Raw genomic sequence first — 25,632 nt, 5'->3', positions numbered from 1 at the left:
GCTCCACGGCGTGACGTGCTGCATGATGGATGAACAGACAATCATCTCGACCGGCCGGGGCCCCTCGCCACAGCCGGACGGAAGCCGAAGTGGGGGACCAGATGCGCGTGGCCGTGATCGGGCAAGGCCCCAAGGGCCTGTTCGCGCTGGCCGACCTTGTGCATGCCTGGCAGGGACCCGACCCCCTCGAGGTGCACTGCTACGACCCACGACCGCCGGGCGCCGGGGCCGGCTATGCCGCGGACCAGCCGGAGCACCAGCGGATCAATGTGCGGCCGGACATCCTGCACCTTCCGCCGCTGGAACCCTTCGTCGACTGGCTGCGGGACCGTGGCCTCGGCCCCTCCGACGACATCCCCCGCGCCATGGTGGGGCTGTACCTCAACCAGGCCCGCGAACGGCTGGCCCGCGAGGCACCACGGGGAGTGCGGATCGTGCACCACGCGTCGGCCGTGCGTCACCTCACACCGACCGACCAGGGATGGCTGGTGGGCGCCGAATTGCCGCAACTGGTCGACGAGGTGCTGCTGGCCACCGGCCACGCCCCGGACCACGATGCCCGGCTGGTGCACCGCTGGCAGCCGGACCAGCCCACCCGGCTTGTCGAGGCCCCCTATCCCGTGACGACCATGCTGACCGTGGACCGGGTTCCGCCCGGCAGCATCGTCGCCGTACACGGCGCGGGACTCACCTTCCTCGACGTCACGCTGGCCCTGACCGAAGGCCGGGACGAGGCGGACCGGCCGGCCACGATCCTCCCGATTGCCTGCTCCGGGCAACTCCCGCACGCCAAGCCCGGCCCCTTCCACGCGCTGATGCCCGACGAGGCGCACCTGATGGACGTGCTGTCACGCACCATGCCGTCGGATCCCGACGGGGTCATCGCCACGGTGCAGCAGGCCGCCGTCGAGCTGCTGGTGCTGGGGGGACGTATTCCGGACGAGGCGAGGCGCGACGTGACCGTCACCCTGCGCACCGGATGGGAGCCGGACCTGCAACAGGCCCCCCCGGGCCCTTGCCGCCCTGCACCGCTCCATCGCCGTGGCCGAGATGGCCGAACGCCCAGGCCCGGCCTGGATGCTGGCCCGCGCCTGGAGCGCCCTCTTCCCCACCGTCGCCGAACGCCTGTCCTATGCGGATCCGCGCCCGGACCCGGCCGCCTGGAGGCGCTTCCTGAATGCCCAGGCCGTGCTGGGAAAGTTCACCTTCGGCCCCGTCCTGCGGCAGGCCATCCGGCTGGCGGACCTGTGCGAACGCGGCGTCGTGGACCTGTCCTGGCTGGAGTCCCGCGCCCACGTCACGGACCGGCTCGTCGACCTTCCCGACGGAGCCCCGCAACCCGACGTGATCGTCGACGCCGTGCTCAGCCCACCCGGCGTGGCACATGCCCACACCCCCCTGCTGGACGCCCTGGCCCGGCAGGGCCTGGTGCGCCATGCCGAGGGCCTGCGCGCTCTGGAGGTCACCCGCTCCGCCCAGTGTGTCGGCGCCGACGGGAGACCCACCCCCGGCTTGAGCGCCCTGGGCCGCAGCACCGAGGACCTGGTGATCGGCAATGACACCCTGGGCCGCAGCCTGCACCCCGAAGGCCGTCTGTGGGCCGAACGGCTGGCCGGTACCACGCGCGCCTGATCCGGGACAGAGGCCGGTCCTCAGGCGAGCCCCGAGGCCACCTGCCCCAGCCGGGCCTCCAGGCCCTGCAGCCCGTCCACCAGGTGACGCGCGTCGGACAGCAGCCGCCGGGCCTCGTCGGTGGGCAGCGCGGGCACAGCCAGGCCACCCGCCTCCTCCTCGAGTGGCGCTGCCCACCGGCGCAGCAGTTCGGCGAGCTCCCGGTCATCACGCCGCGCAAAAATCTGCTTGAAGCGGGCATCGACGGCCAGGCTCTGCTCCGTCAGCTGGGCCCGGTACTGCGTCGGGGACTTGCCGAAGCTCTTGCGGAAGGCGACGTTGAAGGCCTTGACGTCGGCAAAGCCGTTGCTGGCGGCCACATCCACCACCTTCATGGCCGGGTCGCACAGGTCGCGGGCAGCCTGCCGCAGGCGGACACGCGTGATGTAGTCCAGCGTGGACACACCCAGGTGCCGAGTGAACAGCTGCGAGACATAGCTCGGGTTGTAGCCGCTCTCCGCGCCCAGCCTCTCCAGCGTGATCCGTTCCGCGTAGTGCCGGTCTATGTAGGCCAGCAGCTGGTCAATGGCGCGGTTGCGCGACTCATTGCCCTGCACGGCGACGTGACCTTCCAGGTGGGGCGGGAAGTGGCTTACCAGCAGGTCCAGCAGCTGGGCAAGCAGCCGTTCATGGCGCACCAGGTCGGCGGGGCTGGTGTCCGTGCCGTCGAGCATCATCCTGGCCATCAGCGCCCGGATCTCGACGAAGACCGGCAATCCTCGAGTCTCCTCGTCGGAGGCGATGTCGAATCGCACCCGGCTGTGGTCCTCGAACAGGTCCGCGAACCAGCACAGGTCCAGCTTTAACAGGAGCGCCAGACTTCCGTCGCCTTGGCTGAGAGTGGCGTGGCTGATGCCGGAGTTGATGGACACCACGTCGCCGGGCTGCAGGCTGGTGATGCTGCCGCCGGCCGCCACCTCCATCTCACCGCGCAGCGCCACCAGCAGCTCCAGTTCGGAGTGCCAGTTGTAGTGGTAGGAGCCGATCTCGTAGACATACTGGCTCAACCGGATGCCGCGCTGGGGGCGCTCGATGCGCAGGTGGTACTCATCGCGGGCCGCGACGGCCGTCGCCAGCTGGGGCTCCTTCGTCATGGAGCCATCCTAGGAACAGGCAGCGGCCCGCCACCCTTGGGGATGACGGGCCACGCACGGGCGCCACTCACTTGATGTAGCGCACCTTCTCGTACAGCTTTTCCAGCGCCTCGTCCTTGCGCTGGTTGTAGGCCACCTTGTTCTGCTCGAAGATGTTGTTGCCCTCGGCGTCGATGGACACGATCAGTGGCCCGAACTGCTTGACCCGGAAGGTCCACAGGGTCTCCGGCATGCCCAAGTCCCGCCATTCGGCACCCTCCACCTCCTCAACCTCGGTGGCCGCGATCACGGCATTGCCCGCAGGGAAGACGCAGTGCAGCGCGCCGAACTCCTTGCAGCCGGCCTCGGTCCCTGCGCCCATTCCGCCCTTGCCGACGATCAGCCGGACACCAGTGTGCCTGATGAACTCGTACTCGAACTTCTCCATCCGGCTGGAGGTGGTGGGCCCTACGGAGACGACCTCGAACTTGTCGTCCTCGCCCTCCACCTTCCGGATGATGGGGCCGGCGTGCAGGATCGCGCCGTCGCGCACGTCGACGGGCAGTTCACGCCCGTACTCGATCAGGCGACGGTGGGCAACGTCGCGGCAGGTGGTGATGTGACCGTCCAGGAAGATCACGTCGCCGACCTTGATGCCTTCCAGGTCTTCGCGGCTGATCGGGGTGGTCAGGGTGATCCGGCGTCCGGTGCCGGCATCACTGGTGGGCTGGTCGATGGTGGCGTCAGTGCTCATCTCTGCTCTCCAAGCTGGTGGTGTGGGTCGTGTCGGCGGCGGTGCCGCTCAGAGCTCGACGCCCTCGTGGGTGAGGAGTTCGTAGTTGAGGTCCTTGTCGAAGCGGATGGTGCCGCGACGGTGGGACCAGCAGCCGGTGTTGACGGCCGCGGACAGCACGGAGGGGTGGCGAGCGGAGTTCTCGATGTTGACGCCCATGACGGACTTGGTTCCGCCGAGGCCCTGTGGCCCGAGGCCGATCGAGTTGATGGCCTCTTCCAGGTCCACCTCCAATTGGGCGGCCACCTCGTTGACGCTGTGCGAGTGCACGGGCCGCATCAGGGCCAGCTTGCTCATGAAGGCCGCGGCGTCGATGGAGCTGCCGATCCCCACGCCCACCAGCAGCGGCGGGCAGGCATTGAGCCCGTAGGAGGTCATCACATCCATCACGAACTTCACGGCTGCCTCATAGCCCTCACCGGGCATCAGGGTGCGCCCCTGACCGGGCAGCGAGCAGCCGCCGCCGGCGAGGTAGACATGCAGCTGCAGGTCATCACGACCCTCGGCGACGTCCCAGTACAGCCAGGGCGACTTGGAGCCGACATTGGTTCCGGTGTTGTACTCGTCGAAGGTCTCGACGGTGTTGTGGCGCAGGGGGGCAATCCGCGTGGCCTCCCCGATGGCCTCCTTGAGTGCCTCGGACAGACCGTCGATGTAGGGGAAGTGCGAACCGACCTGCACGAAGATCTGCACCAGTCCGGTGTCCTGACAGCTGGGGCGCTTGAGCTCTCCGGCCAGCTCTTGGTTCTTCTTCATCGTGTCGTAGATCATCAGCGCCATCGGTTGACGCTCCTCGGTGGCCAGCGTGGTGAGCCGGTTGGTCACGTCGTCGGGCAGTCGACGGCTGACGAGGGCGGTGAACTTCGCCACGGTGTCGGTGATCTTGTCCAGACCAACCAGTTGCTGCGTCATCGCGGCACCTCCTTGTTCTCAGGTCTTGTGGGAATGTGCTGTGCTCTGGAGCCAACTCTTTCCGTCCGGGACGTGACGGTCTGTGCGGATCTTGGGCACTCCGCCTTCCGCGTCGCCCACAGTGGCCGCACCGAGGGGCGGACGAAATCTTCGGGCCGGCTGGAGAAGCATCCTCCCCCGAGACCACGGTTTCCCCTAGTCACAGTCTCCTCATGATCGATCTCGTCCACGGGGCCGGTTCCGATGCGGCTACAGAAGCACCCCCTTCGAAGAGCCGTCCACGGGAATCCGCCACCGTCTTTCCCCACGGTCCCTCCCGTGCGGCGCGGCATCCGCCCCCAGGCAAGGCCGAGGTCGGTTCCCGTGGACGGCCACGGACCGAAGGATTCGAATGGGCGATTGCCCAGCCCTTCCACGCGCGCTGGATCAGGACGAAGCGGTGTCACTGCTTGTCCAGCCGCAGTCCGCGACGGGTGATTCTTGCGCTGGGGACCCACGCGGCGGCCGTGTCCGGGAGCTGCGCGGCCGTCGTGCCCCGGCAAGAGCTCCTGCAGATCGGCACAGACCAACCGCCCCCGCCGGCGAAAAGCTGACCCATAGGCGGGTTGACACGGTTGTCGACCCCAGCAGGAGAGGCGGCCACTGCCATGACGACCCAGACGACGAATGCGGCGAGCGCACAGAGTGCGCCCCGCACTCCATCACCCAGTCGAGGCCTGCTCGGGCCCGAGGTACAACCGGTGTGGATGGCCATCTCCGTGCTGATCGGCGTCGTGCTGTGGTTCGTGCCCGCACCGTCGGGGTTGGACGCACCGGCCTGGCACCTGTTCGCCATCTTCCTGGCCACCATCGTGGCGATCATCACCAAGGCCGCCCCGATGGGGACCTTGTCGGTGATGGCCATGGCCCTGTGCGCGGCCACCCGTGTCGTCGCCCCGGGCGACCCGAAGGACGCCATCGCCAATGCCCTGTCCGGCTTCAGCAACGGCACCATCTGGCTGATCGTCTCTGCCTTCTTCGCCGCCCGCGCCGTCATTGCGTCGGGGCTCGGTGAGCGGTTGGCCTACCTCTTCGTCCGGGTCTTCGGCCGAAGCACCCTGGGCCTGGCCTACGGGCTGGGGCTGGCGGACCTGCTCACCTCACCGGCCATCCCCTCCAACACCGCCCGGTCCGGCTACATCTACCCCGTTTTCAAGGCGATCGCGGAGACCTCGGGCTCCCACACGGAGGATCCGACGACCCACCGTCGGATCGGTGCCTACCTGGCGCTGGCCTGTTACAACCTGAACCTCGCGGTCTCGGTCATCTTCTTCACCGGAGCCGCCCCGAATGCCATGGCCGCGAAGCTGGCCTCCGACCTGGGCGTGCACGCGGACTGGGGTGGCTGGTTGAAGGCCACCGCCCTGCCCGGCCTGGTGGGCGCCATCCTGGTGCCGATCGTGCTCTATGTCATCTACCCGCCAGAGCTGAAGAAGACCCCGGAGGCTCCCGCGATGGCAGCCGCCGAGCTGAGGCGCCTGGGCCGAGTCAGCCGCAATGAGTGGGTGACCCTAGGTGTCTTCGCCTTCATGATCACCTTGTGGGTGATGGGCGACGACCTGATGAATGCCACCACGGTCGCGCTGCTGGGCCTGGGCGTGCTGCTGTTGTCGGGTGCCCTGACGTGGGAGCAGATGAAGGGAGAGAAGGCCGCCTGGGACACCCTGACCTGGTTCGCAGCCCTGGTGATGATGGGCACCTACCTGAACAAGCTCGGTTTCATCGGATGGTTCGGCAAGCAGGTGGGCGGGCACATGGGTGGCCTGAACCAGATTGTGGCCTTCGCGGTGCTGACGACGGTCTACGCCCTGTCCCACTACCTGTTTGTCAGCGGTACCGCGCACACAGCGTCGATGTTCGCCGTCTTCCTGGGCGTCGGTCTGTCGCTGGGGCTGCCCGGCATCCCCCTGCTGGCCTTCCTGGGCGCCATCCCGACGCTGATGGGTTGCCTGACCCACTACGGCAACGGCCCGGCCCCGCTCTACTTCGGAGCCGGATACGTGGAGATGGGTGCCTGGTGGCGCAATGGCCTGGTGCTGGGTGTGATGCACATGCTGGTCTGGTTGCTGGTCGGCCCCCTGTGGTGGAACATCATCGGTGTCTGGTGATGCGCGCCTGATCGGGGACAGATCCCAATCCGCTCCCCACTGCAGTAGTTGCACTGGGGAGCGGATTGGGATCTGTCCTGAGTATCTGGGTCCCCGACCAGGTCGGCCGCCGCCAGTGTGCGCCGGACCACCGGGCGAGGCCTGAGAGAATTCCTTGCATGGAACACCTCGTGCTGGGCATCACCGCCTTCCTCGTGACCGTGCTGGCGGTCACGGCCGCGTGTCGCCGCTTCGGGCTGAATGCGCCGCTGGTGCTGATCGTCGTGGGGCTGATCGGCAGCTACCTGCCCTTCGTCCACGAACCGCGCCTGTCCCCCGAGGTGATCCTCGTCGGGGCCCTGCCCCCGCTGCTCTACGCCTCCGCGGTGAACACCTCACTGGTGGACTTCCGACGCAATGCCTCGGCCATCGGCTGGTTGAGCGTCGGCCTGGTGCTGTTCACGACGGCCGGCGTGGGTGCGGTGGTGCACTGGATGCTGGGCATCGACTGGGCCCCCGCGCTGGCGATCGGCGCCGTCGTCGCTCCCCCGGACGCCGTGGCGGCCACGGCGGTGGCACGCTCCATCGGCCTGCCACGACGGGTGGTGGCGGTGCTGGAGGGTGAGAGCCTGGTCAACGACGCCACGGCCCTGGTCACCCTGCGCACCGCCATCGCGGCCATGGGCGCCTCCGTGGCGGTGGGGCATGTCCTGCTGGACTTCCTGCGCGCCGTGGTCGTCGCCGTGGTCGTCGGCCTGGCCGTCGCCAAGGCGGCCAACCTCTGCTTCAAGCTCACCGACGACGCCGTCACCAGCACCGCCCTGAGCCTGCTGGTGCCCTTCGTCGCCTACGTCCCCGCGGAGGAGTTGCACGGATCGGGCGTGCTGTCGGTGGTCGTCGCCGGCCTGGTGATCGGCGAGGCCTCCCCGGCGCTCCAGTCCGGCCAGACCCGGCTGGCGCAGCGGGTGAACTGGCACACCGTCCAGTTCCTGCTGGAGAACGCCGTCTTCCTGCTGATCGGCCTGCAGGTGCGCAGCATCATCAACAATGCCCGCGGGACGGACCTGACGGTGTGGCACGTGGCACTGGTCTGCCTGGCTGCGCTGGTGACGACGATGTTGCTGCGCGTCGTGTGGCTCTTCGGCACCCGTCTACTGGTGCACATCGGCCCGCTGAAGCAGACGACCCCGGCGCGCGAGACAGCCGTCATCTCCTGGGCCGGTATGCGTGGTGTGGTGACCCTGGCCGCCGCGCTGACCCTGCCGGAGCACACCCCCTACCGGGCGGTGCTGATCCTGATCGCCCTGGCCGTGACCATGGGCACCCTGTTGATCCAGGGGCTCAGCCTGCCGCTGATGGCGCGCAACATCGGAATCCATGGTCCCGATCCCCGCGAGGACGCACTCCAGGAGGCCACGATCCACCAGCACGCGATGGCCGCGGGCATGGAGGCGGCGCGTGCGGCCGCCGGACCGCATGACGGCGACACCCTGGAACGCATGCAGGCGCAGGGCGAGCGACAGGTGAACGCCATCTGGGAGCGTCTGGGACGCTCGGAGGCCGACGTCGACACGCCGTCGCAGAGCTGGCGACGGTTGCGCAGCCTCGCCATTGCCGCCGAACGCGCCGAGGTGCTCCGGATCCGCGACGAGGGCCTCGCGGAGCACGATGTGGTCAGCACGGTGCTTGCTGCCCTGGACGTGGAGGAGGCGGGAATGGCCAAGCTGCAGACCGAGGCGGACCGCCTGCACACGACGCCCCTTCGCCCGGCCCTGCCGGACTCGCCCTGCGACCACCTGGCGCAGTCCCCGTGCTCGGTGGAACCGACGACGGCGGGTTACTGCGAGCAGTGCGAGCTGGAGGGCACGGACCCGGTGCACCTGCGGATGTGCCTCACCTGCGGGCACATCGGCTGCTGTGACTCGTCGGTGGGCCTGCACGCCACCCGGCACTTCGAGGAGACCGGACACCCGACGATGCGCTCCATCGAGCCGGGCGAGTCGTGGCGCTGGTGCTATGTCGACGAGCTGCTGGGTGCGGGCGGCGACTGAGGTCAGGGAGGTCCGGGGCGCGGTCAGGGAACCTGCTCGAAGCTGTCCTCCAGCAGTTCTCCCGTCGCCTCGTCGAAGACCAGCCGGTGCGGATCCGCGGTTCCCGAATCGACCGGCTCGGCCTCGCGGTCGCGCCAACGGAGGGTGGTGGTCACCTCTGCCTCCACCACCAGGCGGTCGTCCTCGTCCCTGACGTCGGTGGCCCGGCTGGTGACGGTGGCGCTGAGCAGCCGCCGATCGCCGTCCAGCCACGCCTGGCGAACCGGTCGGTTCGCCGCGTCGAGCACCGACGAGCTGCTCTTGCCCGAAAGCCAGTAGGCGGTGGCCTGCTGGTCATAGGCGGCCAGGTAGGGCGCGGGGTCCTTGGCCGATGAGCCGCCACCGAAGATGGCACCGGCGGCGAAACTGACGGTGAGGGCGAAGCCCAGCACCAGGACCACGATCTTCTGCCAGGTCTTGTTCATCGGGCCGCCTTCCTCGTCGTGGCCTCCAGTATTGCCATTGTTGGGCAGTCTGGCCATCTCTAGTGCATTCCGAATAGTTCCTCAGACAACCTCATCATCTTCCCGATGGCGCGATATCCGCACCCCAATGGATCGTGAACGCACCAAGAAACACATCGCTCCATCGCAATTGGTCAACTGTCCAAAATTGACCTGTCATCGAATTTCAGGGCAACTCATGGCACCTGCCGTTCTGCCCACGACGAGCACCAGCAAGAATGGGAGAGTGAGCACTCCTGACGAGACCACCTCCCCCGCAACGAGCCCGGTGAAGCTGGGCATCCTGACCTCCGGCGGTGACGCCCAGGGCATGAACGCCGCCGTGCGCGCCGTCGTGCGCACCGCCATCCGGCTGGGCGCTCAGCCCTACGCCATCTACGAGGGCTACCAGGGAATGATCGACGGCGGCGACGGCATCAAGAAGTTCGACTGGGACAGCGTCGGTTCGATCATGCACCGCGGCGGCACCCTGATCGGCACCTTCCGCAGCAAGGAGTTCCGGGAGCGCGCCGGCCGGCTGAAGGCCGCAGCCAACCTGATCGAGCACGGCATCGACCACCTCGTCGTGATCGGCGGGGACGGCTCCCTGTCCGGCCTGGACCTGTTCCGACAGGAATGGGCGAGCCTTCTCGAGGAACTGGCCTCCGACGGACGGATCACCCGGGAGCAGGCCGCGGCCCATCCCACCCTGATGATCGCGGGCCTGGTTGGATCCATCGACAACGACCTCGTCGGCACGGACATGACCATCGGCGCCGACACCGCCCTGCACCGCATCGTCGACGCCATCGATGACCTGGCCAGCACCGCCGCCAGCCACCAGCGCAGCTTCGTCGTCGAGGTGATGGGCCGCCACTGCGGCTACCTGGCCCTGATGGCGTCGGTGGCCGGCGGCTGTGACTACTGCCTGATTCCGGAGAACCCACCAGCCGACGGCTGGGAGGAGAAGATGTGCGCGGAGCTGAAGCGCGGCCGCGACGCCGGACGACGGGACTCGATCGTGATCGTCGCCGAGGGTGCGCAGGACCGAGCCGGCAACCCGATCAGCAGCGAGTACGTCCGCTCCACCCTGGAGGAAAGGCTGGGCGAGGACGCCCGCGTCACCATCCTGGGCCATGTCCAGCGGGGCGGCACCCCGAGCGCCTATGACCGCTGGGCGTCCACCTGGCTGGGGCACGAGGCCGCGAAGGAGGTGCTGGCCGCCACGCCGGACTCCCCCGGCATGGTGATGGCGCTGCGCGGAAACCGGGTGACGGGCACGGACCTGATGGAGGCCGTCCAGGACACCCGCAAGGTGCCGGAACTGATCGCCGCCGGCGACTTCGACGCGGCGATGGCCCTGCGCGGCGGCTCCTTCACGGAGATGCGCCAGATCTTCCATGAGCTGGCCGAGCCCGGCCGGGTGGAGCCCGGCTCCGGCGCCAAGCGGGTCGCGATCGTCCATGCGGGGGGCCTGGCACCGGGCATGAACACCGCCGCCCGCGCCGCGGTGCGGCTGGGCATTGCCCGTGGCCACACCATGCTGGGCGTGCGCAATGGCTTCGTCGGGATGCGCGACGGGCAGATCGAGGAGATGACCTGGGACGATGTCGAGGGCTGGACCGGGGAGGGCGGCGCGGAGCTGGGCACCCGTCGCACCATCCCGTCGGTGGAGCACCTCTACCCGATCAGCCGTTCGCTGGAGGAGCACGGCGTCGACGCGCTGATGGTGATCGGCGGCTGGAATGCCTACCAGGCGGCGTACCTGTTGCACTCCGAGAAGGACCGCTACCCGGCCTTCAACATCCCCATCGTGTGCGTCCCGGCCACGATCGACAACAATGTCCCCGGCTCGGAGCTGGCGATCGGCACGGACACGGCGCTGAACGTGGTCGTCGAGGCGATAGACCGGATCAAGATGTCGGGTTCGGCCACCAAGCGCGCCTTCGTGGTGGAGACGATGGGCCGCTACTGCGGCTACCTGGCGCTGATGAGCGGCATGGCGGCGGGCGCCGAGCGCGTCTACCTGCACGAGACGGGGATCAGCCTGGGTGACCTGTACCGGGACATGGAGTGGCTGCGCGAGTCCTACGAGAACGGGCGTCGCCTCTTCCTGGCGATCCGCAACGAGCGCGCCAGCGAGCACTACGACACCGAATTCCTGGCCAAGCTGCTAGAGGAGGAGGGCAAGGAGGAGTTCGACGTACGTTCGACCATCCTGGGCCACATCCAGCAGGGTGGCGCCCCGACTCCCTTCGACCGGCTGCTGGCAACCCGGTTGACGTCGAATGCGTTGGAACTGTTCCGCGAGGGGTGGGCCGACACGACGGGCCGCAGCAACAAGTCCTGGTACATCGGGCTGCAGGAAGGCCGCGTGGCCAAGCAGCCCCTGGCCCACATGATGGAGCACGTCGATCCGACCTTCCGTCGTCCGCTGGACCAGTGGTGGATGGAGCTGCAGGAGGTCTTCGCCGACGTCAGCTACGAGCCGTCCACCCCGATGCACGACTCGCTCTGACGGCCGCACCAGCCGACCCGTAGGCGCTCGGGTTCCTCACAGGCGCTCGGGTTCGTGCGATCCGCGTGTGTTGCAACCCACGCGGACCACACGAACCCACGCGGACCGGAGCAAGGGGCTCGATTGAACAGTCTGACTCTTTCTAGGGAATTTCCTAGAATGAACCAGACTTCCCGAGGATGACGACGATGACCGCCGCGACGGCCACCATCAGGCACTGCATCACCACCATGGTGGTGATGAAGGGCCCATCGAGCTCGTTGCCGGCGAACACGGTGGCAAGGACCGGCATCCCGAAGACGGTTGCGACACCGGCACCGGCCAAGTGGGGATCCCCCTGCAGACCCCGGCTGATGGGACCACCGCACCATGACATCCACACCATGGCATCCGTCGACGCGTCACGCCGTGGCGGTTGTGGGAAGCCCACCAGCGATCCCCGTCAGGGTTGTGAATCTGCCCCAGACAGCCCAAGTTGGTTACGGTAGCGTAGGTTACGCACTCGTAACCTACGCTCGCGTACGGAGGATCACCGATGACCGAACGCCCCCTTCCCACCGTCATCCAGGGCGGCATGGGCATCGCCGTCTCCAGTTGGCAGCTCGCCCGTGAGGTGAGCCTGGCCGGAGAACTCGGCGTCGTCTCGGGCACCGGCCTCGACGCCGTGCTCACCCGCACCCTGCAGAACGGCGACCCCGGCGGTCACTACCGTCGTGCCCTCGCGCACTTCCCCAACCAGGCCGTCGCCGAGCGGATCATCGCCAAGTACTTCCTGCCCGAGGGTCGCAATGGCGCCCCCTACCGGCCGCACGAGACCCTGACCATCGCGCCCAAGACCTCCACCGCCGAGGTGTGCGTGGCCGCGAACTTCGCCGAGACCTGGCTCGCGAAGGAGGGCCACGACGGCCTGGTGGGCATCAACTTCCTCGAGAAGGTGCAGATGGCCACCCCCACCGCCGCACTGGGCGCGGTGCTCGCGGGCGCCGACTACGTGCTGATGGGTGCGGGCATCCCCCGCGAGATCCCCCAGTTGCTGCGCGACCTGTCGGCCGGACGCCCCGGTGGGGTGCACGTGAATGTCGACGGCGGCGAAGCGGTCTGGTCGAGCGTCGACCCGGCCGTCATCCTGGACGCCCCGATGGAGCCCGTGCAGACCCCGCGCTTCCTGGCGATCATCTCGGTGCACTCGCTGGCCAACTTCCTGAACCGCGACGAGAAGATCAAGCCCTTCGGCTTCGTCGTCGAGGGGCCGGTGGCCGGCGGCCACTCCGCCCCGCCGCGCGGCAAGATGCAGCTCGACGAGGCCGGCGATCCGATCTACTCCGATCGCGACCTGGCCGACCTGGAGAAGATGGCCGCCGTCGGCTCCCCCTTCTGGCTGGCCGGCGCCTACTCCGAACCGGAGCTGGTGCAGCGGGCCAAGGATGCGGGCGCCGAGGGCGTGCAGTGCGGCACCATCTTCGCGCTGGCCAAGGAGTCGGGCTTCACCGACCCGATCCGCCAGCAGATGCTCGACGAGCTCTCCCGCGATGAGCTGGACGTGCGCAACGATCCCCGCGCCTCCCCCACCGGCTTCCCGTTCAAGATCGCCCGCGTCGAGGGCACGCTGAGCGACGAGGAGGTCTACGAGGCCCGTCCGCGACTGTGCGACCTGAGCTACCTGCGGGTGCCCTACCAGCGCGAGAACGGCACCATCGGCTACCGCTGCGCCAGCGAGCCCGTCGACGCCTACCTCAAGAAGGGCGGCCAGCTCGAGGACACCGTCGGGCGCAAGTGCCTGTGCAACTGCCTGATGTCCAACATCGGCCTGGGCCAGGAGCGCAAGGACGGCTACAAGGAGGCGATGGGCATCACCATGGGCCAGGACCTCACCGGCGCGAAGCGCCTGCTGGAGAAGCACCCCGAGGGCTGGGGCGGCAAGGACGCCGTCGACTTCCTGCTGGGCCGCTGATGCGGGATTGACCAGCCGAGCGCGGCGAAGATCGTGAGCACTCAGGAAACACAATGAGCACCGAACAGAGTTGGCCCGATAGTCACCATCGCATCACCTCGTGGCGAGGGGAAGCCCACGGGGCAAGGAGAACGGCGACGGGCACTCAGCGCGCGTAGTGCAGGGCGACGAGCTGCCCGTCCACCTCGCGCACCCGGATGGGCAGCCCGAAGACCTCCTCCAGCAGCTCCTCACGCATGATCTCTTCCGGGGACCCGGCGGCCACCACCCGGCCGTCGGCCATCACCACGATGTGGTCCGCATAGGTGCTGGCGGCATTGAGGTCGTGCAGCACCACGACGACGGACTTGCCCAGCTCGTCGGCGGCCCGGCGCATCTGGCGCATCATCCGCACGCCGTGGCTCATGTCCAGGTTGTTCAGGGGCTCGTCGAGCAGGATGTGGTCGGTGTCCTGCGCCAGCACCATGGCGACGAAGGCGCGCTGCCGCTGACCGCCGGACAACTGGTCCAGGAAGCGGTCTGCGAAGGGCGCAAGATCCAGGTGGTCCATCGCCTGCTCGATCATGCGCTGGTCCTCCACGGTGGGACGACCCTTGGAGTGCGGGTAGCGCCCGAAGGCCACCAGGTCCCGCACCGTCAGGCGCACCGCCATGTGGTTGTCCTGCCGCAGGATGGCGAGCTTGCGGGCGAGCTGCTCGCTGGGGGTCTGCTGGATGTCCAGGCCGTCGACGAGCACCCGGCCGAAGGACGGTTCGAGGAGCCGGGAGATCATCGCCAGCAGCGTCGACTTGCCGGCACCATTGGGACCGACCAGCGCCGTCACCCCGTGGGCGGGGATCTCGAGGGTGACGTCGTCGACGACGATGGTCTGGCCGTAGGTGGCCTGGAGATGGTCTGTGATGATCATGCGGGCCTCCCGGCGCGGGCGGAGCGGAGCAGCAGCACGATGAAGGTGATGCCGCCCACGAATTCCACCACCATGGACAGTGATCCCTCGAAGCCGAGGATGCGCTCGAACAGCAGCTGCCCGCCCACCAGGGTGATCGTGCCCGCCAGCGCAACGGCCGGCACGGTCACGGCATGGCGGTGGGTGCCGGCCAGCCGGTAGGTGAGGTGGGCGACGAGCAGGCCGAAGAACATGGTGGGGCCCACCAGCGCGGTGGAGGTTCCCACCAGCAGCGCGACCAGCACCAGGTGCACCAGGCTGGCGCGGCAGTGGTCCACCCCCAGGCCGATCGCCAGGTCCCGGCCGAGGGCGACGACGTCGAGTTCACGTCGGGAGCGCCAGACCCAGGCCACCGAGCCGGCGACCAGCACGGCGCTGATCCCGAGCAGGCCCGGGTTGGTGCCGGTGAAGTCCGCGAAGAAGCGGTCGGACAGGACGACGAAGGCCTCCGGGTCCAGCAGCCGCTGCATGAAGCTGGACAGGCCACGGAAGAGGCCGCCGAGCAGGACACCGACCAGCACCATCATCGTCACCGACCGGTTGAGCCGCACCAGCATGGTGTTGAACAGCAGCAGGGCGAAGGCCACCATCGAGGCCAGCACCACCAGGTACTGGGCGACGGGATTGACCACCACGATCCCCAGGAAGAAGACCGACGCGGTCTGCAGCGCCAGGTAGAGGGCGTCGAGGCCCATGATCGACGGGGTGAGGATCCGATTAGCCGTGACGGTGTGGAAGAGCACCGTGGCGACGCCGATCGCGGTGGCGACCACCGTCATCGTCGCGACGGTGGTCAGGCGCCTCTCCAGCACAAAGCTGGACCCCGTCGGCAGCTTGTATGCGACGTAGAAGGCGATGATGCCCAGGGCGGCCAGGGCCAGCAGCGACAGACGCACCGCTGGGGTGACCACCCATGCAGCGGGCCGAACGGGAGAAGACGCTCGGGTTTCTGTCATCCGCTCGGGTTGCAACACGCGCGGATCACGCAAACCCGAGCGCCTGGCACCCGCCTCGTTCCCCGAGCCACCAGCCACGTCCCCCGAGCCACCCGCCACGTGCCCCGAGCTTGTCGAGGGGCTCATCGCCGGCCCCGGAGCAGGATGACCAGGAAGGCCACCGCACCGACGACGCCCATCACGGTGCCGATCGGCATCTCGAAGGGGTGGATGACCAGGCGGGAGACCAGGTCACAGGCCAGCACGAAACCGGCGCCCAGCACGGCCACCCACGGCACGGCACGACGGCAGTTGTCGCCGATGGTGTTGCGCACGATGTTGGGCACCACGAGCCCCAGGAAGGGCAGCGCGCCCACGGTGACCACGACGGTGGCGCTCACGACGGCAACGACACTCATCCCGATCATCACGGTGCGGCGGTGGTCCAGGCCCAGGTTGGTGGTGAAGGCCTCCCCCATCCCCGCGACGGTGAACCGGTCGGCCAGCAGCGACGCGAGCAGGGTCAGGCCCCCCGCGATCCACAGCAGCTCGTAGCGTCCGGCGAGGATGGCGGAGAAGTCCCCCGTCGTCCACGACGACAGCGACTGCACCAGGTCGGCGCGGTAGGCGACGAAGGTGACACCGGCGCTGACCACGCCACCGAGCATCATGCCCACCAGGGGCGTGACGAGCATGTCCTTCAGCGGGACGGCGGCCAGCACGCGCAGGAAGACGGCGGTGCCGATCAGCGCGGCCACGGCCCCGTAGCACATCTTCACCACGACGGGGGCGCCCGGGAAGAAGAGTGCACTGACCAGCAGGCCTGCGGTGGCGAACTCCATGGTGCCGGCGGTGCTGGGTTCGACGAAGACATTGCGGGTGAGCAGCTGCATGATCTGGCCGCTGACCGCCAGGGCGGATCCCGCCAGCACCAGTGCGAGGGTGCGTGGGACGCGGGAGTGGAGCAGGACATTGCTGTCCAGGTCCGCCACGCCCACCACCAGGGAAGCAGCGGACAGCAGCACCAGGCAGGCGAGGGCCACGGACATGGCGAGGCCCGCCCCGCGACCGACAGGTCGCAGGACGGGCTCTACCCCGGTCCGGGAAGGGATTCGGTCGGACCGGACCAGGGTGGGTGCGAGGGTCACGAGAGGCCGGCCTTCACCTCATTGGCCATCTCGACGGTGTTGTCCAGGCCCGTGCCCAGCAGGTACCAGCGGGCACCGTCGAGGTAGGTGATCTTCTTGTTCGTGGCGGCCTTGGTCTTGTTGACCAGGGCATTGTCGAGCACCTTCTGGGCGCTGCTGCCCTGCTCACCGATGGCGGCATCGCGGTCCACGACGAACATCCGGTCCGGGTTCGTGGTGGCGACGAACTCATTGCTGACGGCCTGGCCGTGCTTGTCCACCTTGAGGTCCTTTGCGGCGGGGGTGACACCGAATTCCTCGTGGACGACGCCGAAGCGGCTGCCCGGGCCGTAGGCGGACAGCTTGCCGCCGCTGGTCAGCAGCACCAGACCGGTTCCCGCGCCCTTTGCGGCGGCCTTGGTCTCGTCGACGGCCTTGGTCACCTCGGCGAGCTGGGTCTTCACCTCGTCGGACTTGCCGTAGAGGTCTCCGACGATGCCGGCATTCTTCTCCAGCGAGCCGAGGAAGTCCTTCGAGTCATTGGTCAGGTCGACGGTGGGCGCCACCTTGGCCAGGTCCGCGTACTTGGGGGCGGTGCGGCCGCCGATCAGGATGACGTCGGGGTCCAGCTCGGCGATCTTCTCGAGATCGGGCTCCTGCATGGTGCCGACATTGTCCAGCTTCTTGAACTCGTCCATGAAGCCGGGAAGCGTCTTGGTGGGCAGGCCGACGACCTTGTCGGAGACGCCCAGCGCCTTCATGTTGTCCAGCACCGCGTAGTCCATCACGACGACCTTGGCCGGGTTCTTGGGGACCTCGGTGCTGCCCTGCGCGTGCTTGACGGTGATCTTCTCTCCGCCGTCGGCCGCCGGTGTGGCCTCCTGCCCACCACAGGCCGTCACCCCCAGCATCAGGGCGGAGGCGGCGATCAGGGCGGTGCGGCGGCGCATCATGGCTTGTCCTTCAACGATTGCGGGAAGTCAGGGTTACCTAAGTAAGGACACCCTTACACATTCTCCGCGCGCCCAGCAAGCCCGTCCCGGCATTTGGATCCGGATTCATTGCGTAATTCCGCGCCGTGATGCCGCCCTGCGAGAGAGCAGGTCCATCGAGCCGAGAACGGCGAGCCACGCCAGCACCGGAAGGGGCAGCAGCAGTTCACTGGCGGCTCCGGGCGCGCACCACATCGCAGCCAGGAAGAGCGCCGGAACCACCAGGACCATCCCCACGAGGCTGACGATCCGCATCAGTCGAGGACGGGGCGATTCCCCCAGCAGGGACGCGGCGAGCCATGCCGGCAGGTGGTCCAGGGCAACAAGGAGGGCCTGCGGCACCGACCATGCCGCGTCACCGTCCATCTCAGCCCCCGCCAGGAACAGGAGACCGACAGTGGCGGCCAACAGGAAGGGGATACCCAACAAAGCCATCAGGATGTAGCCGGCGGTCGGCATCCGCCGAGGCTCGGCGACCCGGCGCGCGGCCTGCACCCAGAGCACGTCGCCGACGAGCAACAACACCATCGTGAGCCAACCCAACCAGCCGACCCCGGGCATCCGGATGGCCAGCAGCAGGACAGCCCCGGCCAGGCCCCAACACCACCGATGGATGACGAGCCTCCCGACGAGATATCCCATCCCCAAGAATGCGGCACGCCGGGGCCATCGTCAGGCGTCGGAACGGCCCAGCACGCTCGAGCCCAGCAGGCGGATGGCCACCAGGGCCCCGACGGCGGGCAGCAACCAGGCACCCAGCCAGCCCGCCATGCCCACCACATTGGCCCAGCCGGCGCCGGGATTGCGCTCGGCAAGCCCACCCACGGCACGCATCCAGGGCACGGCCAGCAGGCTGACGGCCACCATCAGGCCGATGGCCAGCAGGCGTCGAGGCACCCTCACCTCACAACCCAGCCGGGCAGCCAGGGCGACCATGGCCGCCAGCACCAGTGCGCAGGCGGTGAACGGCGCGAGGCTTCCCAGCAGGGAGCTGGCCACCACCCCGATCACGTAGACGGGGAAGCCGAACAGCGCGACGGTGAGCAGGCGTCGGGCCAGTGGCCGCGTGCCGTAGACCTGCAGGTCGAGGTCCTGGTGGACCCGGGCGAGGACACCCCCGGCCAAGGACGCCAGGAGCAGCCCGGCACCGCCCATCCAGAGCCATTCGGTTCGCCGGAGCATCCCGGTCACCTGGTCCGGAGTGCAGGGCGTCGCCCACCGTTCACACGGCCGCGGTGCGCCATTGAGGCCCGCCTCGTAGCGGCTGGAGAACCACATGGCCACCGCCATCGCCAGGATTCCCAACGTGGCCAGCAGCGATGTCACCCAGCGGGGGATGCGACGTCCTTCGTGATCCATGCGCCCCAGTCTCCCATCACCCTCAACCACCCACGGCCGACGCAGACTTGGTCAGATGACCCATCTTCCCGATCGAGCGCTGGCGGGTCTTTGACACGTTCAAAGTGCACTGGGGGCCGGATTTCGCTCGATCGGGAAGACCATTGCGTCAGCTAACCGAATCTCAGGAAAACCGTAGAGATGCCCATAGACTGCAATCCATGGATCCCATCCGCAATCCCTACGCCCCCGGCGCCGGCCAGCGACCCCCGGAACTCGCCGGCCGCGACGAGCAGCTGCGCGCCTTCGACATCGCCCTGGAGCGCGTCGCCAAGGGACGGCCTGAACGGTCCGTGGTGCTCACCGGTCTTCGCGGCGTCGGCAAGACGGTGCTGCTCAATGCCCTGCGCAGCCAGGCGGTCCGCGCCAAGTGGGGCACCGGCAAGTTCGAGGCCCGCCCGGACCAGGGCATCCGTCGCCCGCTGGGCGCGGCGCTGCACATGGCGGTGCGCGAGCTGGGCCATCCCGACGCGAACACCGTGCTGGGCACCATCAAGGCCTTCATCGAGCGCGACGCCAAACCAGGGGCAAAGCTCAGCGAGAAGTGGAACCCGGGGATCATGGTTCCGGCCACCAAGGGCCGTGCAGACTCCGGTGACATCGAGATCGATCTGGTCGAACTGTTCACCGACATCGGCGGCCTGGCACAGGACCAGGGCGTGGGGATCGCCGTCTTCATCGACGAGATGCAGGACCTGCGCCCCGACGATGTCTCCGCCCTGTGCGCCGCCGTGCATGAGCTCAGCCAGCAGCGGCTGCCGCTGATCATCGTCGGAGCAGGGCTGCCGCACCTGCCGGCGGTCCTCAGCGCATCGAAGTCCTATTCCGAACGCCTCTTCCGCTACAACCGGATCGACCGGCTGGACCGGCAGGCCGCCGAACTGGCCCTCACCCTGCCCGCGGAGGACGAGGAGGCCGAGTTCGAGCCGGAGGCCCTGGCCGCCATGTACGAGCTGACCGGCGGCTACCCGTACTTCATCCAGGCCTACGGCAAGGTGGTCTGGGACGTGGCACCCGCCAGCCCGATCACCGTCGACGACGTGCAGGTGGCCACCCCGCAGGCCGAGTCAGAGCTGGCGGTGGGCTTCTTCGGTTCCCGCTTCGAGCGGGCCACGCCGGCCGAGCGCGACTACCTGCGCGCCATGGCCGAGGCATCCAGCGGGGATGACGACGCCGACCAGGTGCTGACCTCCAAGGTGGCCGAGGTGCTGGACCGCAAGGCACAGAGCCTCTCGCCGGCCCGCGACGCCCTGATGAAGAAGGGCCTGATCTATGCCACCGAACGGGGCAAGGTGGCCTTCACCGTCCCCCACTTCGGCCGTTACCTGCGCAACCAGCAGGGCTGAGGTCACCCGGCTTCGGAAGCCAGTGCCTCGCGCAGCATCCCCCGGGCCGTGTCGTGCACGTCGCGCCCCTCGGACAGTGCCGTCACGGCGGCGCCGTCGACGATGGTGATGGCCAGCTCGGCGGACAGGCGAGCGCCAGCGACGCGCAGCACCCTGCCCACGGCGGAGTTCAACCGACCACGCCCGGTGAAGTAGGCCCGCGCGACCGGAGCCGACGAGCCCGCGGCGAGCAGCGTGACATAGTGCCCGTAGAGCGGCGCCTCCCGGGACAGGACGGCTTCCAGCAGGAGTTCCACCAGGTCTTCCACCGTGGTGATGGAGCCAGCCGCCTCAGCCTTCTCGGCCACGCGCTCGGCACGCCCGGCCCACAACGTGATGTTGTAGCGGCCTGCCTCGGCCAACAGCTCGTCGCGGTCGGCGAAGTAGTACACCGTCGCCGAGAGCGAGCAACCAACCTCCTCGGCGACGGCTCTCATGGTCACTCCGGAAGGACCTGACGTGGCCAACAGGTGGCCTGCCGCCTCGATCAGTTCCTTGCGACGTTGCTGCCCTTTGGGGGTTGGCACCGGGGTCACTCTCCTCCTCCACGGGGCTGGGTCTTGGCCCCGCATTGTCTCGGGGTCCGTGTATTCCACGAGAGTCTAGTGGTCTCGCTGCACCCCATTCATCACTTCGAGCATGGCCTCGGGCAGGACCATCGTCCCCATGTCCTCGGTGGTGAAGACCTCGACGAGCATGGAGTGCTCGATGCGGCCGTCGATCAGGTGGGCCTGGGGCACCCCTCCTTCGATGGCGCGAACGCATGCCTCCAGCTTGGGTTGCATGCCTGCGGTCATCTGGGGCAGCAGCTCCTTGGCCTCGTCCAGCCCGAGCAGGCGGATCGGGTCGGAGTCCTCACCCCAGTGCCGGTAGATGCCCTCGACATCACTGAGCACCAACAATTTGCTGGCCCCCAAGGAGACGGCCAGGGCGGCGGCTGCGGTGTCGGCGTTGACGTTGAGCACCTCCCCGGGGTTGTCGATGTCCCCGGCCACCGTGGACACCACGGGGATCCGGCCTGAGTGCAGCAGGTCCAGGACGGCCGTCGGGTCCACCTCGGCGACGTCGCCGACGCGGCCGATGTCCTGTAGGTGCCCATCCACCCGCACCTGCCGCTGCCGAGCCCGCAGCAGGCGCCCGTCCTCGCCGGAGATGCCCACCGCGCAGGGGTCCTCCGCGTTGATCAAATTCACCAGTTCTCGCTGCACCTGTCCGGTGAGCACCATCCGGACGACGTCCATCGCCTGTGGCGTGGTGACCCGCAAACCACCCACGAACTCGGGTTGGATGTCGAGCTGGGTCAACATCTCACTGATCTGCGGGCCACCACCGTGCACCACGACGGGACGGATACCCACCTGGTGCAGGAAGAGCACGTCCTGCGCGAAGGCATGACGCAGGGACTTGCTGACCATCGCGTGGCCCCCGTACTTGATCACCACCACGGATCCGGCGAAGGTTCGAAGCCAGGGCAATGCCTGGATCAGCACCTCTGCCTTGTGCCGAGGAGTGAGACGACGAACCTCGTCTGGCTCCTCGGGCCGGGCAATGGGGCGAGCCGTGGGCAGGGTCAACATCAGCAACTCCTAGATCTCTCTCAGGTCACAGCCGGTGTGCTCCCGGGACATGAGCACGGCCACCAGTGCGGATGCGGCGATCACGACGACATACCAGGCCGGGGCCAGAGGATTGCCGGTGCGGGCAATCAGGGCAGTGGCGATGAACGATGCCGTGCCGCCGAAGACCGCATTGGCCATGTTCATGCTGACCGCGAAGCCCGTGTAGCGCACGGCCGTCGGGAAGGTCTCGGTCAGGTAGCTGGCCATGGTCCCGTCGTTGACCGTGAGCAACAGGCACAACAGCCCCTCGATGAGCACGATGCCGAGGAAGCCCACCCGGGACAGCATCATGAAGGCGGGCACGCTGACCACCATGAAGCCGACACATGCCGCAGCCAGCATCCGACGACGGCCCCAGATGTCCGAGAAGTGGCCCATGGCGAAGATTCCCAGCACGTACACCACCAACGTCACCGTCGACGCCAGGTAGGCCGCTCGTTCCGAGGTGCCCACCTCCGCCGTCAGGTAGGTCGGCAGGTAGGTGAGGACCAGGTAGAAGCCGAGGGCATTCATGCTGGCAACCCCGAAGCTCAGGACGAGTGGACGCTTGTGGTGGCGCCACAGCACCTTGAGCGGGGTCTCGTCGGTGGTCTTGCGGGTGATCCTGCCCAGCATCTCCTTGTAGACCGGGGAGTCCTCCAGATGGTTGCGAATGTAGTGCGTCACCAACCCGAGCGGTCCGGCCAGCAGGAAGGGGATGCGCCAGCCCCACGAGTCCAGCTGGGGCTGGCTGAGCAGGGTGTGCAGCCCCGTCACCAGCACCGAGCCGGCCAGCAGTCCGGTGGCCGTGGAAGCCGGCACCAGGGAGACGTAGAGCCCTCGCTTGTCCGGCGGTGAGTACTCGGCGAGGAAGATGGCGGCTCCCGCGTACTCACCGGAGGCGCTGAAGCCCTGCACCATCCTCAGCACCAGCAGCCCCAGGGGAGCGGCCATGCCGATCTGCTGTTCGCCGGGCAGGCAACCGATCAAGAAGGATGCCCCGGACATCAGCAGGATCGACGTGGCCAGCGCCCACTTGCGGCCCTTCTTGTCACCCCAGGTGCCCCACAGCACGGCACCGATCGGTCTCAGCACGAAGGACAGCGCGAAGACACCGAAGGTCTCGAGGAGAGCCACCTCCGGATTGCTGCTCGGGAAGAAGACCCGGGCGATCACCGTGGCGAGGTAGGAGTACGACGCGTAGTCGAACCACTCGATGAAGTTCCCCAGGAAGGATGTCAGGGCCGCCCTGTTGAGCATCTCCACGCTGACCGGCGCATCGGGTGGGTCTCCTGCGGTACCGCGTGAGCTTCCCATGGCGTCTCCTAGCCAGGTTCGGGCACGGACTGGGGTGAGGCCTCGGCCTCTGCCTGCATCCGACGACGCCTCGGAGCGAGCGCGACGTCATAGATGATCGGCCCCAGCCCACCGAGCAGGATCAGCGCCCCGCCGATGGCCCCGATCAGCGTCATCGACTCGTGCCAGATGAGGGCACCGAGCAGCAGCGCCACGAGGCACTCCCAGTACGAGGTGGTGGACAGTTCCACGGCCATCAGGTTCTTGCCGGCCACGACCAGCAGGCCGATCGCCAGCAGGCCACAGACGAGGAAGAGGACGACGGCCCAGGACCAATTGCTGCGGGTCATCACCCGGAAGGGGTTGGTGTCGTCGAGGAAGCGGATCCGCAGGACCATCACGAGGCCGGCGCCCACCGCGCCGAAGACGAAGTTCCAGACGCCTCGCACCTCGGAGGGGATGTCCCCGCGGTAGCGGTAGAAGAACAGGGCCAGACCGTAGAACAGGCCGGATCCCAGACCGAAGAGGTCGCCGACGGTCTTGTTGGGCAGTTCGGGATTGGCACCCAGGTCCAGACCGAAGCTGAGCCCGTCAGGGCCCAGGTTGACCAGACCGACCGTCATCACCATGCCGAGGAAGACCAGGACGAGGCAGACGGCGTTGGCGAGGCGGATCTTCTCCTTGAGGAAGATGCGCGCCAGCAGGGCCGAGAAGAGTGGCCCGGTGTAGATGAGGAAGACGGCATTGGCGATGGTGGTCATCAACGTTGACGACACGTACAGGGCCAATGAGGTTCCGATGGACAGTCCGCCGGCGATGACGGCGAAGGAGAGCCGGGTGCTGCGCATCTGCTGCCACTTCTTCGTGAGCAGCACGATGAGCAGGAAGCCCAGGGCGCCGGTGAGCATGCGCCCCGCGGCGAGGAAGTCACCGGTGATGTACTTGGTGCCGGTCGTGGGGTCCACGGGGGTGCTCAACCGCCCCAGGGTGCCAACCAGACCCATGCCGGTGGCGGAGATGAGCATTGCGATGAAGCCGATCTTCTTGTTCATGGGCGGAGCGTCGGCAACGCTGCCGGCAAGCTCGGCCGATTCTGTTGTGGTCACAACAGGGCCTCTCTGAGGGCAAAGGGCCCGGTGGCCGTCGGAACAGGTGTGTGTCCAAAGTCCTGACGACCACCGGGGGTCTTGGGTTGTTGCGGAATCAGACGAGCGTCGGATCCTTGACCTGCTTCGGGAAGTAGTCCTGGCAGGTTCCCTCGCGGTAGACATCGGCAGTGGAGCAGTGCAGGCCGCCACCGAAGGGGTAGGCGTCGCGGAAGTCCACGGGGATGACATTCATGCCGAGCTTGTCCATCTGCTCGCACTGGTAGACCTCGGAGGCCTCGCAGATCACGGTCTTCGGGTCGAGCACGAGGCAGTTCATGCTCAGCCAGACCGACGAGTAGCACAGGGCCGGCGGCTCGTCGTGGGCGGGCTTGGCCGCCTCGACGATCTGCCAGTCGTTCGCCTCGAAGATCGCGCGCTGCTCCGCGGGGAGCGGCCGGTGCGGGTTGTTGATGATCAGGCCCTCATGCAGCGGCACGAAGGTGGCGTCGATGTGGATCGGGTAGGGATCGCCCGGGAAGTTCACGGCGTGCACCCGAAGGTCCGGGTAGTAACGCTTGAACCACTCCATGGCCTTGCGGTTGGTCGTCAGACCGTGCTGGATGAACAGGTCCTTGCCCATGCGCATCACGTCGGCGGCGTCCCACATGGGCTCCACCTCGGTGGTCACGAAGTCCTTGTTGGCGGTGCGCTCGAGGCGCTCCTCCAGGGTGATCTTCTCGTCGTAGTAGTTGTGCTTGTAGCTCTTGTCCGTCAGACGGGGACGCGGAGCCTGGGTCCACTTGAACTCGGGATCCTCCTCGAAGTACTGGTCCATCAGAGGCCAGTAGGCGAGGTACTCGAAGTAGCGGCAGCGGAAGCTGTTGGCCGAGGCCATGATCTCGTTGCCGATGGTGAGCAGGATGTCGCGGGGCGGCATGCAGGTCATCATCGAGTCATTGCGGAAGTCCGGCGTCTGGATGTGCTGGTTCCACTGAAGGGGCGTGGGACGGTCGACCACGACACCGTGGTCCTCCAGTACCTTCGCCAGGTTGTCGAGCTTCTCGTTGGCAACTTCCACCGTCTCGGTGGGGCGAGGGCCCCACATGCCACGCATGGCGGAGTCGACCGGGACCTTCTCCGATGTGGCGGGCTCTTCCGGGGGAATCATCGAGTTGTCGGCGCGGCCGACGATGACCCGCTTCAACGGATCCCAGTCATTCCAGGAATTCACGATCTTGGACATTCCTGCACTTCCTTTCCTTGGTAGTGCCCGGGCGCACCCCTTGTGCG

The 25,632-nt window shown here is 67.8% G+C and carries 22 protein-coding genes and 1 pseudogene; 7 read left to right on the top strand and 16 right to left on the bottom strand.

From position 1 onward, the window contains the following. Nucleotides 1–29: 29 nt before the first annotated feature. A pseudogene (locus tag EDD41_RS18185) lies at nucleotides 30–482 on the top strand (FAD/NAD(P)-binding protein); the annotation flags it as partial. 568 nt (nucleotides 483–1,050) lie between these two features. Further along, nucleotides 1,051–1,632, top strand: a complete 582-nt coding sequence (locus tag EDD41_RS17555; RefSeq protein ID WP_245995617.1) for an FAD/NAD(P)-binding protein — start codon at nucleotides 1,051–1,053, stop codon at nucleotides 1,630–1,632. Between the two features lie 20 nt (nucleotides 1,633–1,652). Here the strand turns inward: EDD41_RS17555 and EDD41_RS10605 are convergent, their stop codons facing one another. From EDD41_RS10605 to ttdA, 3 genes are all read right to left on the bottom strand, one after another. Next, complete coding sequence (locus tag EDD41_RS10605; protein WP_123575881.1) at nucleotides 1,653–2,765, bottom strand: AraC family transcriptional regulator; 1,113 nt, start codon at nucleotides 2,763–2,765, stop codon at nucleotides 1,653–1,655. 67 nt (nucleotides 2,766–2,832) lie between these two features. After that, a complete protein-coding gene (gene ttdB, locus EDD41_RS10600) occupies nucleotides 2,833–3,498 on the bottom strand; it encodes a L(+)-tartrate dehydratase subunit beta (protein ID WP_123575880.1) in 666 nt (221 codons plus the stop codon). 48 nt (nucleotides 3,499–3,546) lie between these two features. Further along, a complete protein-coding gene (gene ttdA / locus EDD41_RS10595) occupies nucleotides 3,547–4,449 on the bottom strand; it encodes a L(+)-tartrate dehydratase subunit alpha (RefSeq protein ID WP_123575879.1) in 903 nt (300 codons plus the stop codon). A 647-nt stretch (nucleotides 4,450–5,096) separates the two neighbouring features. Here ttdA and EDD41_RS10590 point away from each other — a divergent pair. Together EDD41_RS10590 and EDD41_RS10585 are read left to right on the top strand one after the other, a co-directional pair. Then, the gene (locus EDD41_RS10590; RefSeq protein WP_123575878.1) at nucleotides 5,097–6,596 is read left to right on the top strand and encodes a DASS family sodium-coupled anion symporter; all 1,500 of its coding nucleotides are present in this window, start codon (nucleotides 5,097–5,099) and stop codon (nucleotides 6,594–6,596) included. A gap of 158 nt (nucleotides 6,597–6,754) precedes the next feature. Beyond that, nucleotides 6,755–8,626, top strand: coding sequence for a Na+/H+ antiporter (locus EDD41_RS10585; protein ID WP_123575877.1), 1,872 nt, complete (start codon nucleotides 6,755–6,757; stop codon nucleotides 8,624–8,626). 23 nt (nucleotides 8,627–8,649) lie between these two features. Here EDD41_RS10585 and EDD41_RS10580 read toward each other — a convergent pair whose 3' ends face one another. Continuing rightward, nucleotides 8,650–9,147, bottom strand: coding sequence for a hypothetical protein (locus EDD41_RS10580; protein ID WP_148060529.1), 498 nt, complete (start codon nucleotides 9,145–9,147; stop codon nucleotides 8,650–8,652). Nucleotides 9,148–9,355: 208 nt separating this feature from the next. On the opposite strand from EDD41_RS10580, the gene EDD41_RS10575 reads away from it, so the two are divergent. Further along, nucleotides 9,356–11,626, top strand: a complete 2,271-nt coding sequence (locus tag EDD41_RS10575) for a 6-phosphofructokinase (protein ID WP_281273130.1) — start codon at nucleotides 9,356–9,358, stop codon at nucleotides 11,624–11,626. A gap of 154 nt (nucleotides 11,627–11,780) precedes the next feature. Here the strand turns inward: EDD41_RS10575 and EDD41_RS16875 are convergent, their stop codons facing one another. Then, entirely contained in the window at nucleotides 11,781–11,918 is a 138-nt protein-coding gene (locus tag EDD41_RS16875) for a hypothetical protein (protein WP_170165327.1), read from the bottom strand. Between the two features lie 243 nt (nucleotides 11,919–12,161). On the opposite strand from EDD41_RS16875, the gene EDD41_RS10565 reads away from it, so the two are divergent. Next, nucleotides 12,162–13,577, top strand: a complete 1,416-nt coding sequence (locus tag EDD41_RS10565; RefSeq protein ID WP_123575873.1) for a beta/alpha barrel domain-containing protein — start codon at nucleotides 12,162–12,164, stop codon at nucleotides 13,575–13,577. A 145-nt stretch (nucleotides 13,578–13,722) separates the two neighbouring features. On the opposite strand, the gene EDD41_RS10560 is transcribed toward EDD41_RS10565, so the two are convergent. The 6 genes from EDD41_RS10560 to EDD41_RS10535 form a co-directional block, all read right to left on the bottom strand. After that, the gene (locus EDD41_RS10560) at nucleotides 13,723–14,484 is read right to left on the bottom strand and encodes an iron ABC transporter ATP-binding protein (RefSeq protein WP_123575872.1); all 762 of its coding nucleotides are present in this window, start codon (nucleotides 14,482–14,484) and stop codon (nucleotides 13,723–13,725) included. Beyond that, nucleotides 14,481–15,434 (bottom strand): iron chelate uptake ABC transporter family permease subunit, encoded by a 954-nt coding sequence (locus tag EDD41_RS10555; RefSeq protein ID WP_170165326.1) that lies wholly within the window; start codon nucleotides 15,432–15,434, stop codon nucleotides 14,481–14,483. The genes EDD41_RS10560 and EDD41_RS10555 overlap by 4 nt, the downstream gene beginning before the upstream one ends. Before the next feature lie 167 nt (nucleotides 15,435–15,601). After that, nucleotides 15,602–16,507, bottom strand: a complete 906-nt coding sequence (locus EDD41_RS10550; RefSeq protein WP_123575870.1) for an ABC transporter permease — start codon at nucleotides 16,505–16,507, stop codon at nucleotides 15,602–15,604. Nucleotides 16,508–16,602: 95 nt separating this feature from the next. Then, nucleotides 16,603–17,538, bottom strand: a complete 936-nt coding sequence (locus EDD41_RS10545; protein ID WP_123575869.1) for a siderophore ABC transporter substrate-binding protein — start codon at nucleotides 17,536–17,538, stop codon at nucleotides 16,603–16,605. A gap of 105 nt (nucleotides 17,539–17,643) precedes the next feature. Beyond that, on the bottom strand, nucleotides 17,644–18,219 hold the full coding sequence (locus EDD41_RS10540) for a hypothetical protein (RefSeq protein WP_123575868.1): 576 nt from the start codon (nucleotides 18,217–18,219) through the stop codon (nucleotides 17,644–17,646). A 30-nt stretch (nucleotides 18,220–18,249) separates the two neighbouring features. Beyond that, nucleotides 18,250–18,936, bottom strand: a complete 687-nt coding sequence (locus EDD41_RS10535; protein ID WP_123575867.1) for a hypothetical protein — start codon at nucleotides 18,934–18,936, stop codon at nucleotides 18,250–18,252. A 200-nt stretch (nucleotides 18,937–19,136) separates the two neighbouring features. Between EDD41_RS10535 and EDD41_RS10530 the strand changes: the two genes are divergently transcribed. Next, nucleotides 19,137–20,321: an ATP-binding protein gene (locus tag EDD41_RS10530; protein WP_123575866.1), complete on the top strand. Its 1,185-nt coding sequence runs from the start codon at nucleotides 19,137–19,139 to the stop codon at nucleotides 20,319–20,321. A gap of 2 nt (nucleotides 20,322–20,323) precedes the next feature. Here EDD41_RS10530 and EDD41_RS10525 read toward each other — a convergent pair whose 3' ends face one another. From EDD41_RS10525 to EDD41_RS10505, 5 genes are all read right to left on the bottom strand, one after another. Next, complete coding sequence (locus tag EDD41_RS10525; protein WP_245995616.1) at nucleotides 20,324–20,887, bottom strand: TetR/AcrR family transcriptional regulator; 564 nt, start codon at nucleotides 20,885–20,887, stop codon at nucleotides 20,324–20,326. Between the two features lie 75 nt (nucleotides 20,888–20,962). After that, nucleotides 20,963–21,937 (bottom strand): acetylglutamate kinase, encoded by a 975-nt coding sequence (gene argB / locus EDD41_RS10520; RefSeq protein WP_123575864.1) that lies wholly within the window; start codon nucleotides 21,935–21,937, stop codon nucleotides 20,963–20,965. 9 nt (nucleotides 21,938–21,946) lie between these two features. Then, nucleotides 21,947–23,275: an MFS transporter gene (locus EDD41_RS10515; RefSeq protein ID WP_245995615.1), complete on the bottom strand. Its 1,329-nt coding sequence runs from the start codon at nucleotides 23,273–23,275 to the stop codon at nucleotides 21,947–21,949. Between the two features lie 8 nt (nucleotides 23,276–23,283). After that, on the bottom strand, nucleotides 23,284–24,306 hold the full coding sequence (locus tag EDD41_RS10510; protein WP_123575863.1) for a DMT family transporter: 1,023 nt from the start codon (nucleotides 24,304–24,306) through the stop codon (nucleotides 23,284–23,286). A gap of 151 nt (nucleotides 24,307–24,457) precedes the next feature. After that, a complete protein-coding gene (locus tag EDD41_RS10505) occupies nucleotides 24,458–25,585 on the bottom strand; it encodes a serine/threonine protein kinase (RefSeq protein WP_123575862.1) in 1,128 nt (375 codons plus the stop codon). Between the last annotated feature and the right edge of the window lie 47 nt (nucleotides 25,586–25,632).

The organism is Luteococcus japonicus (assembly GCF_003752415.1).
GTDB classification, from domain to species: domain Bacteria; phylum Actinomycetota; class Actinomycetes; order Propionibacteriales; family Propionibacteriaceae; genus Luteococcus; species Luteococcus japonicus.
The sequence above is the reverse complement of the archived record's forward strand: the minus strand, read 5'-3'. Positions and strand labels throughout refer to the sequence as shown.

Excerpts from the sequence above, each read along its gene's own strand:
- EDD41_RS17555 (WP_245995617.1), top strand. The coding sequence starts at position 1,051 with ATGGCCGAACGCCCAGGCCCGGCCTGGATGCTGGCCCGCGCCTGGAGC.
- EDD41_RS10605 (WP_123575881.1), bottom strand. The coding sequence starts at position 2,765 with ATGACGAAGGAGCCCCAGCTGGCGACGGCCGTCGCGGCCCGCGATGAG.
- ttdB (WP_123575880.1), bottom strand. The coding sequence starts at position 3,498 with ATGAGCACTGACGCCACCATCGACCAGCCCACCAGTGATGCCGGCACC.
- ttdA (WP_123575879.1), bottom strand. The coding sequence starts at position 4,449 with ATGACGCAGCAACTGGTTGGTCTGGACAAGATCACCGACACCGTGGCG.
- EDD41_RS10590 (WP_123575878.1), top strand. The coding sequence starts at position 5,097 with ATGACGACCCAGACGACGAATGCGGCGAGCGCACAGAGTGCGCCCCGC.
- EDD41_RS10585 (WP_123575877.1), top strand. The coding sequence starts at position 6,755 with ATGGAACACCTCGTGCTGGGCATCACCGCCTTCCTCGTGACCGTGCTG.
- EDD41_RS10580 (WP_148060529.1), bottom strand. The coding sequence starts at position 9,147 with ATGGCCAGACTGCCCAACAATGGCAATACTGGAGGCCACGACGAGGAA.
- EDD41_RS16875 (WP_170165327.1), bottom strand. The coding sequence starts at position 11,918 with ATGCCGGTCCTTGCCACCGTGTTCGCCGGCAACGAGCTCGATGGGCCC.
- EDD41_RS10565 (WP_123575873.1), top strand. The coding sequence starts at position 12,162 with ATGACCGAACGCCCCCTTCCCACCGTCATCCAGGGCGGCATGGGCATC.
- EDD41_RS10560 (WP_123575872.1), bottom strand. The coding sequence starts at position 14,484 with ATGATCATCACAGACCATCTCCAGGCCACCTACGGCCAGACCATCGTC.
- EDD41_RS10550 (WP_123575870.1), bottom strand. The coding sequence starts at position 16,507 with ATGTCCGTGGCCCTCGCCTGCCTGGTGCTGCTGTCCGCTGCTTCCCTG.
- EDD41_RS10545 (WP_123575869.1), bottom strand. The coding sequence starts at position 17,538 with ATGATGCGCCGCCGCACCGCCCTGATCGCCGCCTCCGCCCTGATGCTG.
- EDD41_RS10540 (WP_123575868.1), bottom strand. The coding sequence starts at position 18,219 with ATGGGATATCTCGTCGGGAGGCTCGTCATCCATCGGTGGTGTTGGGGC.
- EDD41_RS10535 (WP_123575867.1), bottom strand. The coding sequence starts at position 18,936 with ATGGATCACGAAGGACGTCGCATCCCCCGCTGGGTGACATCGCTGCTG.
- EDD41_RS10530 (WP_123575866.1), top strand. The coding sequence starts at position 19,137 with ATGGATCCCATCCGCAATCCCTACGCCCCCGGCGCCGGCCAGCGACCC.
- argB (WP_123575864.1), bottom strand. The coding sequence starts at position 21,937 with ATGTTGACCCTGCCCACGGCTCGCCCCATTGCCCGGCCCGAGGAGCCA.
- EDD41_RS10515 (WP_245995615.1), bottom strand. The coding sequence starts at position 23,275 with ATGGGAAGCTCACGCGGTACCGCAGGAGACCCACCCGATGCGCCGGTC.
- EDD41_RS10510 (WP_123575863.1), bottom strand. The coding sequence starts at position 24,306 with ATGAACAAGAAGATCGGCTTCATCGCAATGCTCATCTCCGCCACCGGC.
- EDD41_RS10505 (WP_123575862.1), bottom strand. The coding sequence starts at position 25,585 with ATGTCCAAGATCGTGAATTCCTGGAATGACTGGGATCCGTTGAAGCGG.